Genomic DNA, 12,682 nt, shown 5'->3' on the forward strand with positions numbered 1-12,682 from the left:
GAGCGTATCCCGGGTCAGCGCGGTGGAAGTGAATTCCCCACGAGCATGAAGAGACTGTTCCGCGACGTTGCACCCGTTTTCCTGAGTGCGTTGGAAATGTGGTTCTCCACCGTTCTGGCGCTGATGCCCAGGTGTTCGCCAATTTCGACATTCGAGCGATGTCCCGCCAGTACTGCCACCTCGATCTCCCTCTCGGTGAGCGGCGTAGTCCTGAAGGTGTTGAAGGACAGTTGCTCGTTGGCCGACGGGAACCGAACCGCGAACATCGAGGAGGCCTGGGCAAGAGCGTCAGCTGCAACACTGTCACCTTCGACGACGTGGCGTTTGAGGGCGCCGCGGAGCAGCATCCCTATTTGGTAGGTGTCGGGATCGGGTTCGTAGTGCTTGAGGAGGAGACCCAGCAGCTGGTGGTCCCCTTCAACAACTGCGGCGGCAATGGCCAGGAGGTTGTCGTGGATGGTTATGCCGCTCTCCCTGAGGATCTTCTGCAGCAGGTCCAGTACTGGCCGCCCCGGGCACAGGCATGTGCACAGCAACGCCGTCATCATGGCTTCCAGAACATAGCCGCTCTTCAGTTGGCGCTTGATGAGCTTGGTTGCTTTGCGATCGAACGTTGCGGGTTGGGCGCTGCTGTGGGCGATGAGTTCGTAGGCGCCTTTGCCAATACCGGGAAGCGGGCCGATATCGTGCATGTCTTCCCGCGCTTGTGCGGCGATGGAGAAAGCCGGTGAGACCACGTTGGTTGCGTGCCTCAGCCCGGCAAGCCGCAGCATGGCGTCGTACAGGGAGTCGACCACGAACCCGGGCCGGCCCATGGCGAAAACGCTGCTCATGAGGTACTCGGCCTCTTCGAAGTTGCCGCGGTACAGCAACCCGTGGGCAGCAATGTAGCTGCTGGTAACTACGCCAAACTGATCCAGGTTCCTGCGGGCTTCGGCACGCCACTCCAAGGCGAAAACAAGGGACTCGTCCACCCTTCCCGCGGCGAACATTGCGAACCCTCGGATGAAGGGGCGGAGATGCGGAAAGGCATCCTCATCGCCCTCACCCTCGACGGCCCTGATGGCAGCGTCGGGCCGCAGTCGGTACAGCTCCAGCAGCCCGCACACCAGGTTCCGCATCCCCGACTGCGAATCGGGGTCTTCCGTCAGCTGCTCCCCGCTGCGCTGAATGCGACCATGGGATGCAGTGAGAAAGGCGATGGCATTTGTAACGTCCGACTCATACTCAGGGTTAGTTGCGGCCAAGGCTTGGAGAATTTCGACGGCGGCGCCCGGGCCTCGGCCCGTATGGATAGCGAGCATCGCCTCGGTAATGGTGAGAAACAGCATGTCTGTTGCCTCGGCGTCGGCGGTTAGTGTTTCCGCACAGACGCGAGTGGCGCGTTGAATGTTGACGGGCGCCCCCCAATAGGTGCGAAGGAGCGCCACCGCGTTCGCCGCCGTCTTGTTGCCCTCCCATCGTTCGAAGCGGGTGCGTTCACGAGCTGCGTTGTGGTCGTGGAAATGGCGCGCGGTGACGGCGTCGTCGTCGCCCTTTTCCAAGCGGAGGCCGGCAAGCAGCTGAGTGAGGCAATCACTCGTCGACGAGTTTTCACCGGTCGTCTGGGGTGCGGTCTCAAGTATCCCTGCGATTTTGCTGCGCAGCAGGTGCCGGTCACGGAGCATTTTCTGCCCACGGAAATAGTCGGCGATGACCGGAGGACTGATAGCGGCGATCGCCCCGCTGTGGTGATCGTTCATGACGGACAGAAATCCGCGGCGCTCGAGGTTCTCCAGGATTTCGAGGCTGACCACCTTCTGGAGGATGTCGATGCGCGCCGTGCCCAGTATCGCCATGATGTGGAGCGCAGTGAACTCCTCGGCGGTGAGCTCAGACAGCAGCGCTTCCAAAGTCCCCCGGAGGTGTTCGTTCCACAGGGAGCCGCTGGTCATACGCCATTGCTTGTCCTTCAGCACGAGGAGATCGCTCAGCGAGGCTGTCTCGGCTATCCGGACAATGAGTCGGGGATTTCCCGCGGACTTGGTGAGGATGCTGGCTGTTGCCTCCGCATCCGCGGGCGCGCCAAGAACCTGCGCAATCAGCATGTGGACCTGCTCGTAGTGGAGAGGGTCCAGCTGCAGGTGAGCCTCGCGGCCCTGGTTGAGGACAGCGAGTTGGCCCTTTGAAAACGCCCACGTGTCGGGAGCGGTGGCCACCATGGGGCAGTCCGATCGACGGCGGACGGCTTCCAGGACTGCCAGGGACTCGTTGTCTACCAGGTGGATGTCGTCAGCCACCATCAGGTGCTTCCCCGGTTTCGCCAACTGGGCGGCGAAAACGTCCGCGATATCAAAGACCCCGCTGCGGCCGGGACGCATGTCCAGGCCCAGTCCTTTGATGGCCGAGAACGGGATGCCGCGGTGAGTACGCATTCCACTGATGAAGTGGACAGCGACGCCCGTCTTCTCCAGGTTGGCGATCACGTTATTGACGACGGCGGTCTTGCCGCTTCCAGGGGCGCCGACAACGCGCACTCCTATGCCGCGTGCAACAAAATCGAGGATTCGTTGAACCTCTGAATCGAACACTCGACCTGACCTTCTGTTTCTGTGGACGCCCGACATGCGGCTCACTTCGCAGGCTAGATCGAGGAAACAGGACTAGGTGGCAAAACGGCCTTGCACAGGCCATTTTGGGGGCTTCTAGGTGGCGATTTAGGCAAAACTAGGTGCTCGGCCGCCTCGTCTAGGTGGTGTGAGGCATGTTGGCCAGTGCTTAAGGTGTCCATCCGGATCCCTCCCGTGGTGGTTGCTTGGGTTCAACGCTACGGAGGGCCGAGGTCGAATTACACGGGTGTAATTCGCTATGTGGATATGTGTTCGAACGACCACTTGCTTTGTAGTACATATATCCACTCGGGCAGACAAAAAGCCATACGCCGAGGAGTTGATCGCAGAGTAGTGAGCTGCCACCGCCCGGCACACAGACGGGATGCACCCGACCACCACTGTGTAGGCGCCGGGTCATCGAAGCTCGGGAATCACATGTCGCTCTCACCTTCTTTTATGAAGTTGCATATGCAGCTCTCTCCGAGCGATACAGCGAGAAACATGAACTAGGTGGTAATTCGTTCTTGCACAGACTGTTTTAGGGCGTTCTAGGTGGCGATTTATCCAAAACTAGGTGGCGGCGCATCTTCCCTAGGTGGTGAAAGCATTGCTACATAGGTGACCGCAGTGAAACAATCCTTGGATTGTTTGTGCTCCTCGCAACGTACACGTTTGACAAATGCAGATCTGGGGTTGAGAGTGTTGCTCAATCACTTGAACGACTCGCGGAATGGCAACCGTAGAAGTGAAAGTGATTTCCCTTGCAATAACTCAATAATGCACTCAAACTAACCTCATCTCGCGAGAGTGTGTTGGGAAACATTAAATCAAGTAGGCCCGAGTGGCCCTTGAGATCACGTCCATTGGGGGACACAAGATCATGAAAATTCGCACCAGCATCACAGCAATATGTATGTCAGTATTCATCGCAACCCTGGCGACTCCGGCCCATGCAGCTGATGAGCCCGACAGCACGCAGACACTCAAAGACGTCACCGCACCTAGATCTGCATCAAGCGACGGAACCACAAATCACTTGAGTCTCAAGAAGGGCGAACCGACATATTCAACAACAGCTGTCGGATCGCGCCGCGCCAGTCTTTACGCCGGAAACTGGATGCTCTTCACGGAGGAAAACGTGGACTTCTACTACGACTGGAGCCGGGTGACGAGTAGCTACGGCTATCAACGCGTTGGTGCTTTCGGGTTCAACACGGTTCAGGCACTGGGCATCAATCGAAGTTATGTGAGCAACTGGCAGCACTCCTTCAGAGCATTGACCGACGCAGGCGTAGGCACCCCCACGCCTTGGGGAAATGTCAACATTTATCACTCAACCGTCATCCAGAGCGCAAACGTATACGGTGACGGCGCCTGGTATGCGTGGCAGGGCTAGTCAACGGACTTAGTGCCCAAAGGGGCCGGTCCTGAGCGGCCGGCCCCTCCATAAACGAGGACTCATGTTACGCATAACAGATCTTTCCAAACGGTACGGCCGAATAAACGTGTTGCACAACGTATCATTGACTATTCCCTCAAGCGGCATATACGTGCTTCGGGGTGAAAACGGGAGCGGCAAGACCACCTTGCTCAAGTGTTTGGCTGGGCTTGAACGATACCAAGGAAGCGTTCTCTGGCATAGCGAATCATTGTTGAAGAACATTGCCGTAGCCTTTGATGATTCCACATTGCACGGGCGACTCACAGGTTTGCAGAATCTGCGGGCCCTTCTAGATGCATCTTCAGAAGTCATTGAGGAAACTCCTGCGGTTCGGATGTTCTTCAATAATGATCTTCTCAGGAAGAGATCTGCAAACTACTCTCTCGGACAAAGAAAAAAGATCAAGATAGCAGCGGCTTTCGCAGCACTGAAACCATGCATCTTGTTGGATGAACCGCTGTCTGGCCTGGATAAATCCGGTCGAGAGGGCCTGCTGCAATTGCTGGAGTCCAGCGCCGACACCAACTGTGTACTGATTTCAGCTCACGAATCCGCGTTCTACCGCAGCGTTGCCTCATCTGAGTTCACCATTCGACGTGGCAAGATCCATCGAGATCCAGGCAACCAAGCTTCCAAGATCGATGATTTTGATGAATAGCCTACTTCGTTCCATGAGAACCGAACTGAGGTATCAGCACTGGAGCAGAATGCTCTTGCTTCCCCTCAGTGGCCTCGCTTTGGCTCTCGTATTCGCATTCACGGGGAGTGTCAGCAACGTCGGTGCCAGCATGACTCGTCTCGAGGCGACGGCGGCACAAGCATCAGCCAACGGACTGTCCCTGGCTCAGGCCATGGAACAGCCCATGAGCTTGGTGGTTCAGGACGGTCAGAAGCTGGTGGACAATCCACTTCGCTATGACTATGAAAGGGCCTACCTTGCTTACCAAGCCCTCGAAGGAACGAATGGAGTCGGAACCGGACTTGAAATGATCACCTTCTTGGTCATCCCGCTACTCTTTTTCGTGTACGGGTGTGGCGTAGCGGCCGGCGACGCCCGCCGTCGTATTTTGAAGGATCGAGTGGTCACACAAGACGCAACGCCATACGTCGTTGCCAAAGCGGCTATTGTTGTGGCCGTTTCCTTGGCTGCGGTCCTGGTTGCGGCGACGTTGAGCCTTGCTGTAGCGCCTATCGTCAGAGCGGCCTTTCTACCCTCCGTCGATCGCAGCTTTCCCTACCCTGTTGCAACACTGGCTGTTGGAAGCCCCGCCGTCCAAATTGCATTCAGCGCGTCTACGGCAATCATGTTCGGGCTACTGGGTCTGTTTGTCGGACTCGTGGCCAGAAGCATGCTGATACCGAGCTTGGCTGCCGGCGGGCTGCTTATGGTGGCACCTTTCGCTGGGCCCTACGATCCACGAAATATTCTTACCGCCGCTGCAGAGGGCGTCTTCAACTACTGGGGCGGGTTCAGTCCACGCCCGCCATTCCCAGTGCAGGTCGAACTCGGGCTGGCCGCCATGGCCGGGGGCTTGGTCTTTGTTGCCCTGGTGACCGTCGTCATCTGGTCACGGATGACGAAATTTGTGTAAAGGCCCACTTGGGCAGACAAAAAAACACGGCCGGTCAGTGACCGGCCGTGCTTTTGAGTTATCCGAAGACTAGATAGCCTGGATGTTTACTGCCTGGGGACCCTTGGGGCCCTGCTCGACGTCGAAGGAAACCTTCTGGTTCTCTTCGAGGGAGCGGTAGCCCGAGGAGTTGATCGCAGAGTAGTGAGCGAAAACGTCCTGGCTGCCATCTTCAGGAGAGATGAAGCCGAAGCCCTTTTCGGAGTTGAACCATTTTACGGTACCTGTAGCCATTTTTTCAGTCCTTACTGAAGGTGGAGATTGTCCCGACTTTCGGGTCTCCGGGTGTGGGGTGTTCTCCACAGTTACTTCAGAAAGTCACGATCCGGAAGGATCGTGGGGACTGCCTGAACTACCAAATGCCAAACACAACAACACCGTCAAGTCTACAGAGTTTTGAGCAGATGGCTAGTGCTGGGAAATATTTATCCATCAGGTGTGTTCGGGACACGCCCACTTGGGCGTTACTGCCGCTCGTCGCCTTTGCCTACACCCTGGAGCCTTTCCTTGATCACCCAGCTGGAAATCGCCGGAGCGGCAGTCGCTATCAGGCACGCAGTTGCCCAGAGGTTGTCCAATAGTCCGCTGAAGAGCAGAACCAGGCTAAGGGCCGCCACCACCCACGTTGCGATATCGAGAGCCCGGATCAAGCTTGTGGTCGACATGTGCAAATCATCCCCCCAGATTGTCTTCCGGAAAGCCTACGTCTTTTCAAAACCTTCTTCGCCCATCCCCAAACGCCGCCCGCAAGCGTAACGTTCACCCCATGGGACCGACACCTGACACGGTCATCATCGGCGCAGGCCAGGCGGGCCTCACGACGAGCTACTGGCTCACGCAATTCGGCGTCGAGCATCAAATCCTCGAGCGGCGCGCCACTTTGGGCGGTGCCTTCCAGGATCGTTGGGACGGCTTCTACATGAACACTCCCAACCTTTCGCTGGACCTCCCTGGGATGCCGTACGACGGCGACGACCGGGACGCGTTCATCCCCCGCGATGCCGCGGTGAACCTCTTCAGGCGGTACGCGGAGCTGATCGCAGCGCCAGTTCACACCGGCGTCGACGTGACCAAGATATCCCCGACGTCGAACGGAGGCTTCCAGGTTGAGACGTCTCTGGGCAGCTTGAAGGCGCGCAACGTTGTTCTTGCAACGGGCGCCTACCAAGTTCCCAAGATCCCGGCTCTCGCCGCGAAGCTCCCAAGCGGTGTAATCCAGCTTCACACTCACGAGTACCGCAATCCCGAGCAGCTACCCGACGGTGCCGTGCTCGTCGTCGGGACAGGACAATCAGGCGGCCAGATCGCCGAGGAACTCCACGCCGCCGGACGCGACGTCCACCTTTCGGTTTCGATCGTCCCCGAAGCGCCCCGCCGGTACCGGGGCCAGGACCTCATTTATTGGATGCTCGAAACCGGCAAGCACGGCCCCGACTTCGGCGTCAACGCGCTCACGCGCGAGGCACTGCCCTCCCCTGCTGCGCGGTTCGCCCCCAATCCCCTGCTCTCCGGCATCGACGGCGGCCACAGCATCCACCTCCGCGAACTCGGCCGCCGCGGCATGCACTTGCATGGCCATGTTGAAGCAATCGACGACGGCGACATCACCTTCAGCGACGACCTCCCCGAACGTCTCGCCGCCGTCGAGTCCGCGTTCGGACAGCGTTCACGCAAAGCGATTGATGCGTATATTGCGGCAGCTGGGATCGATGCGCCGTCGCAGCCACCTTTGGCAGCGGATGACTGGCTGCCGGATGAACCATCGCTGCTGAACCTGGCCGACGCCGACATCACGTCCGTCCTGTGGGCAACCGGGTACAAACTCGACTTCAGCTTCGTTGACATGCCGGTGGTTGATGAGTGGGGCTACCCGAAGCACATGGGTGGGGTGATGGAGGCAGCTGGACTGTTCGTCGTCGGGCTGCCCTGGCTCACGCGGCACTATTCAGCGATAGTCGGTGGTGTGGGTTTAGACGCCAGATTTATCGCTGAGCGAATCTCCGGCCTTTGAACACTGTTCCCACTCAGTCAAAACGCTCCCAGGAGGACGATTCCATGCAAATGCCCAAGCCCTCAGAGGCGGACAAAGAACGGTTCCGTTCGGCCGTTCCGGAAAATCCGGAGGTAGAGGTGAAGCCGATGTTCGGGAACCTCGGCGCTTTCGTGCATGGCAACATGTTCGCCGGCCTGTTCGGGCCCACCATCGGAGTGAAGCTCTCCGAGGCGGACCAGCAGGAGTTGGAAGCCAATCACCAAACCCAGCCCTTTGGCCCCGAAGAACGCCCCATGGGCGGTTATGTCGGTCTTCCCGAGGCATGGCAGGACGACGCCGAGCAAACTGCGGAATGGGTGGCCAAGGCGTTTGAGAACGTGGCGAAATTGCCGCCCAAAGCACCGAAAGCCTCCAAGGCAAAGCAGCCCAAGAAATAGGCAAAGCTGCACCCAAAAGCCCTCGCCAAACATGTCCGGAAGTGCTGTGATCCTGCTATGGCATCAATGAATGGGCGAGTGTCCCTTGTGTCGGGCGCTACGGGCGGCCTTGGCAAGGCCATCGCTACGGCGCTGGCCCGCGAAGGAGGGACCGTCGTCGTGCTTGGCCGTTCAGAAGCGCGGGCAGAAGACGCGATTCGCGACATCCAGGCTGTAGTCCCTAACGCGGCGCTGGAGCCGCTTGCGTGTGACCTCTCTATCCAGGCCTCAATCCGGTCGGCAGTTGACGAGTTCCATTCCCGTCATCAAAAACTCAACGTGCTCGTCAACGCCGCCGGCGTGTTCCGCAAGGAGCGCCTCGTGACTCCGGACGGCCTTGAAGTCACGTTCGCCACCAACGTGATGGGCTATTTCCTGCTCACCAATCTGCTCGTGGATTCGCTGAAACAAGGCGCGAGTAAAGACGATGCCTGGACGTCGCGGGTGGTCAATATCGCGTCCAAGTATTCAGGTGGGCCGTCGGTTACCACGATGGATTTCGACGACCTTCAGACCACCAAGCGCAAGTACAGCTACATGCGCGCTACCCCACCAACGATGCTTGGCCGGGTTCTGTTGACGCAGGAGTTCGCGGAGCGTCTTCGGGGCTCAAACGTTGTGGTGAATGCCGTGCACCCCGGCCTTGTAAAGAACACGGGGTTGCTCCAGGACGTTGGCGGACCGTTCCGCTGGCTAACGAACACCTTGGGCAAGCCTGCCGAGGAAGCGGCCGATACGCCCGTCTGGCTGGCGACCTCACCGGAGACTGCGGCGGTGTCCGGCAAGCTCTGGGGAAAGCGCAAGCAACTGCCGACTCCGGGCATGGGCTCTGACCCGGCCGCCCGGAAGAGGCTGTGGGAGGAATGCACCCGACTGGCGACAATCCTCTGAGCTTCCGCTCAGGCCGCTACGCCTCCTTCAGGTCCAGCTGCGGCGCAGGCCTGCGGAAACCACGCGTCAAGTAGGCGAGCCACACCAAGCCAACGGCAGCCCATGCCAGACCGAATCCGATCGACAAGCCACTCAGACTCGTCCATAGCCAGATCGTGAGCACAAAACCAATGCCCGGAAGCACAAGGTTATGGATCACGCCGCGAGTTCCGCGGGCCTTTTGGTCGAAGTAGTAGTGCTTGATGACGGCAAGGTTGACCACGGAGAACGCTACGAGCGCTCCGAAGCTGATCAGCGATGAGATGGTCAAAAGGTCCAATACGAACGCCAGTAGGGACACCGCAGAGGTCAGCAGGATGGGCAGAACGGGAGTCCGGAATCGTTCGTGCAACCGTCCCAAGGCTGCCGGGAAAACTCCGCTGCGACCCATTGAATGAATGATCCGCGAGACCGAGGCTTGGGAGGTCAATGCTGATCCGAGGCTGCCGGCAATGTAGGCAGCCGTGAAGAAAGCAACCAGCAACTCGCCGCCCGCTGCGCCAATGACCTCGATGGCCGCCGAGTCCACGTCCTTGAAGGTGCTGACGGGGAGAACCAGGTGGCTGATGTACGCGAGTCCCAGGAAGATCATGCCGGCCAGCACCGTGGTGATCATGATGGCGCGGGGCAGATTCCGCTTTGGATCCTTGGTTTCCTCGGCGAAGGTTGAGACGGCGTCGAACCCCAAGTAAGAAAGGCAGAGGATTGCCGAGCCGGCGAAGACGGGCGAAAGGCCTTCGGTACCTTCGGCTCCGGTGAAGGGCGTCAGCAAGTCAACGCTGCCGGTTCCCGTGATGGAGGAAAGTCCCAGGGCGACGAACAGCACGATGAAGAGCGCCTGCAGTCCCACCACCACAAAGTTGGCCTTCGCAATCGCAGTAATTCCAAGGATGTTCAGCACTGTCACAGCCACAATCGAAACGATCATGAACACCCAGGCCGGGATGGCTGGGAAGGCGGCCTCCATGTAGATGCCGATCAGCAGGTAGTTGATCATCGGCAGCAACAGATAGTCCAGCAGGAGCGACCACCCGGCCATGAAACCAAGCCCTGCCCCGAAGGATCGGGTTGCGTAGGTGTACGCGGATCCCCCGAACGGGAACGCCTGCGACATTCGGCCGTACGAACGAGCCGTGAACAGCATGACCACCAGGGTCACGGCATAGGCAGTCGAGAGCCGCCCGCCAGTCAGTTCCACGACGATGCCGTAGGTGCTGAAGATCGTCAGTGGCACCATGTAGACCAATCCCAGCAGGACCAGGGACGGAACGCCGAGGACTCGGCGCCAACCCTGGTTCGCTGACTCCGTGGACGCGGGCCCCACAGGCTTCTCGCCTGCCGGTGTATCAGTTTCAAACGTGGGGGTCATTGGGGATCCTTGATGGTCATACTGGTGTGTGCTGGGAAGCTGCGACGCTGCAGAACTTCGTAGCGGCGACCGGATCTACGGGGTCACCGAGATCCTGAAGTGCTGGGGGTTTGGTACGTGAGCCCTGATGTACGACATGGACCATGCGCTTCAAATGAATAGCGTTCATTTATTGTGACGGTGAGGCGAGTCACAGTCAATATGTGACGGGCAGTTCTTCAGGTAGCAGCCCACCTGCCCGAACAACGCGGTCGAGCGGCGAGTCTCCGGGGCTACCCTCCTTCGCCGACCGTTATGCCTGCAAGAGTTCCTCTCCGGCCGGTGCTTCCGGCCACAGCCTCCACCCCCCTCACGCAGGGCCGCCGTGCCAGGCACCTACAAGGTCAACCTGAGGCAATCGACGACACCTATGTCAACTTGAGCGACGACTTCCCGTGCCCCTCACAGCGATCAAGTTTTGAAAAAGTCCACGGCGAGGGCTTGCGGGAGTGGTAATGATCCGATCGAGCTACAGCCAGCCGCTTCACCTCGCCAATCAGCTCCGACGACGCCAGAGACTTTGGCCATTCTGTACCCCAGCGGTTCGCTTCCAAAAGCTGTCACGACGAGGCGTGACAAGGAAGGAACGCAACGGCCCGGAATCGACCTCCGGCCTCCGTGACCAGCGGTAGGCCACGGACCCCCGGCACCTGGTACTCTGTAACGTCGGCAGTTTCGGGTGGAGGCCAGTTTGATTCCGGTAGTAGACATTTTTGCGGGCCCTGGAGGGCTCAACGAGGGCTTTTCAAGTGTCCTGGATCCCGCATCCAACAAACCCGTCTTCAAAACTGCGGTGTCTATCGAGATGGAGCAATCAGCGGTCAATACGCTGACACTACGCGCGGCGTATCGACATCTGCTCCGCTCTGATGAGGGGCTTCCTCAGGCTTACCAAGACTTCCTAGATGGCAGGACGTCTCTTACCGATCTTCACAACGATTCCCGCTTCGCGTCGGCGTACAAGCAGGCACAGAAGGAAGTCCGGCACTTCGAACTCTCCGAGAATTCACGGGCGGACTCAGACAAAATGATTGAAGAGGCACTCGGAAACGACCCCTCAGAGTGGATCTTGATCGGTGGCCCACCTTGCCAAGCATATTCACTCGCGGGACGGTCGCGTCGCACAAATGACCTTGACTTCGAGAATGATCACAAGCACTTCCTATACAGGGAATACCTCCACATCATTAAACGGTTCAAGCCCGCAATATACGTTATGGAGAACGTTAAGGGTCTGTTGTCCGCCACTAATGGCGGCAGTAAAATGTTTGAGCTAATCCGCCGCGACCTCACAAGCCCGTCAGATAATCTCACCTACAAACTCCACTCCATGGTGGTCGAAACAGATGAGGAAGAGCCTGGCCCTGAAGATTTCATAATTCGAGCTGAGGATTTCGGAATTCCGCAGAAGCGTCATCGCGTGATCATTATAGGCGTGAGGGAAGATCTCAACCTTGGCGCACCTGCAGTACTGGAGAAATCGGCGCCGGTGACCGTTCGCGAGGCTATCGGCAACCTTCCCAAGATCCGTTCGTCAGTTTCACGAACTGCGGACCATGACGGCCAGCTCTGGGCCGACGTGCGCCGGAACATCCGCGAGATTGCCAGGCGAGACACTTTGCTCGAAACTCTCCCGGCCCCTTCCAACGTGAAATTGGATACGCTGTCCCTAGCCCAAGCGGTGGCGCCGAGCGATACAGTGCTAAACAACGCCTCGGCGAAGTGCTACCACGACTGGATAGCTGAGCATGCAGGCTCGGCTACGCTTCAGCATGAAGCTCGGGGACACATGATTCAGGACTTGCAACGCTACTACCTGTTAAGTGCTTTAGCTCATTCGGTGACTGATAGCCCCAAGGTTCGGCAGCTGCCTCGGGGCTACTGGCCGAACCACAAGAACGTCGAATCGGCTGCTATGCCCTTCGAAGATCGCTTCCGTGTTCAGGTGTGGAATAAGCCTTCGACAACCATCGTGTCGCACATTGCCAAGGACGGTCATTACTACATCCACCCCGACCCGAGTCAAATGCGCAGTCTAACTGTCAGAGAAGCAGCACGGTTGCAAACCTTTCCCGACAATTATGTCTTCGTTGGGAACCGGACACAGCAATATACTCAGGTCGGGAACGCCGTCCCGCCACTGTTAGCACACAAAATAGGCAAAGCTATCGCCGATTTGTTGTTGTGCAGCACTTCTTCGTAAACCTGCCCA

General features: G+C 58.4%; 11 protein-coding genes. 7 read left to right on the forward strand and 4 right to left on the reverse strand.

What is annotated here, in order from left to right:
• Positions 1-14: 14 nt before the first annotated feature.
• Positions 15-2,570: a LuxR C-terminal-related transcriptional regulator gene (locus ABHM97_RS04580; RefSeq protein WP_349469763.1), complete on the reverse strand. Its 2,556-nt coding sequence runs from the start codon at positions 2,568-2,570 to the stop codon at positions 15-17.
• Positions 2,571-3,504: 934 nt separating this feature from the next.
• Here ABHM97_RS04580 and ABHM97_RS04585 point away from each other — a divergent pair.
• The 3 genes from ABHM97_RS04585 to ABHM97_RS04595 all read left to right on the forward strand — a co-directional run bounded on the left by ABHM97_RS04585 (position 3,505) and on the right by ABHM97_RS04595 (position 5,624).
• Complete coding sequence (locus ABHM97_RS04585; RefSeq protein WP_284986050.1) at positions 3,505-3,987, forward strand: hypothetical protein; 483 nt, start codon at positions 3,505-3,507, stop codon at positions 3,985-3,987.
• A 64-nt stretch (positions 3,988-4,051) separates the two neighbouring features.
• Positions 4,052-4,690 (forward strand): ABC transporter ATP-binding protein, encoded by a 639-nt coding sequence (locus ABHM97_RS04590; RefSeq protein ID WP_349469764.1) that lies wholly within the window; start codon positions 4,052-4,054, stop codon positions 4,688-4,690.
• 205 nt (positions 4,691-4,895) lie between these two features.
• Positions 4,896-5,624, forward strand: a complete 729-nt coding sequence (locus ABHM97_RS04595) for a hypothetical protein (protein WP_349469765.1) — start codon at positions 4,896-4,898, stop codon at positions 5,622-5,624.
• Positions 5,625-5,693: 69 nt separating this feature from the next.
• On the opposite strand, the gene cspE is transcribed toward ABHM97_RS04595, so the two are convergent.
• Entirely contained in the window at positions 5,694-5,897 is a 204-nt protein-coding gene (gene cspE, locus ABHM97_RS04600) for a transcription antiterminator/RNA stability regulator CspE (RefSeq protein WP_011773907.1), read from the reverse strand.
• A gap of 230 nt (positions 5,898-6,127) precedes the next feature.
• Positions 6,128-6,328 carry a hypothetical protein gene (locus ABHM97_RS04605; RefSeq protein ID WP_349469766.1) on the reverse strand — a complete coding sequence of 67 codons (201 nt, stop codon included), beginning with the start codon at positions 6,326-6,328 and terminating at the stop codon, positions 6,128-6,130.
• A gap of 101 nt (positions 6,329-6,429) precedes the next feature.
• Here ABHM97_RS04605 and ABHM97_RS04610 point away from each other — a divergent pair, with 101 nt between their 5' ends.
• From ABHM97_RS04610 to ABHM97_RS04620, 3 genes are all read left to right on the forward strand, one after another.
• Positions 6,430-7,674 (forward strand): flavin-containing monooxygenase, encoded by a 1,245-nt coding sequence (locus ABHM97_RS04610; RefSeq protein ID WP_349469767.1) that lies wholly within the window; start codon positions 6,430-6,432, stop codon positions 7,672-7,674.
• A 44-nt stretch (positions 7,675-7,718) separates the two neighbouring features.
• Positions 7,719-8,093, forward strand: a complete 375-nt coding sequence (locus tag ABHM97_RS04615; protein WP_349469768.1) for a TfoX/Sxy family protein — start codon at positions 7,719-7,721, stop codon at positions 8,091-8,093.
• 78 nt (positions 8,094-8,171) lie between these two features.
• Positions 8,172-9,023, forward strand: a complete 852-nt coding sequence (locus ABHM97_RS04620; protein WP_349469770.1) for an SDR family NAD(P)-dependent oxidoreductase — start codon at positions 8,172-8,174, stop codon at positions 9,021-9,023.
• Positions 9,024-9,039: 16 nt separating this feature from the next.
• On the opposite strand, the gene ABHM97_RS04625 is transcribed toward ABHM97_RS04620, so the two are convergent.
• Complete coding sequence (locus tag ABHM97_RS04625; protein WP_349469771.1) at positions 9,040-10,431, reverse strand: APC family permease; 1,392 nt, start codon at positions 10,429-10,431, stop codon at positions 9,040-9,042.
• A 730-nt stretch (positions 10,432-11,161) separates the two neighbouring features.
• On the opposite strand from ABHM97_RS04625, the gene ABHM97_RS04630 reads away from it, so the two are divergent.
• Positions 11,162-12,673: a DNA cytosine methyltransferase gene (locus ABHM97_RS04630; RefSeq protein WP_349469772.1), complete on the forward strand. Its 1,512-nt coding sequence runs from the start codon at positions 11,162-11,164 to the stop codon at positions 12,671-12,673.
• Positions 12,674-12,682 lie beyond the last annotated feature (9 nt).

Origin of the sequence: Paenarthrobacter sp. CAP02 (assembly GCF_040137855.1) — a bacterium.
Lineage (GTDB): Bacteria > Actinomycetota > Actinomycetes > Actinomycetales > Micrococcaceae > Arthrobacter.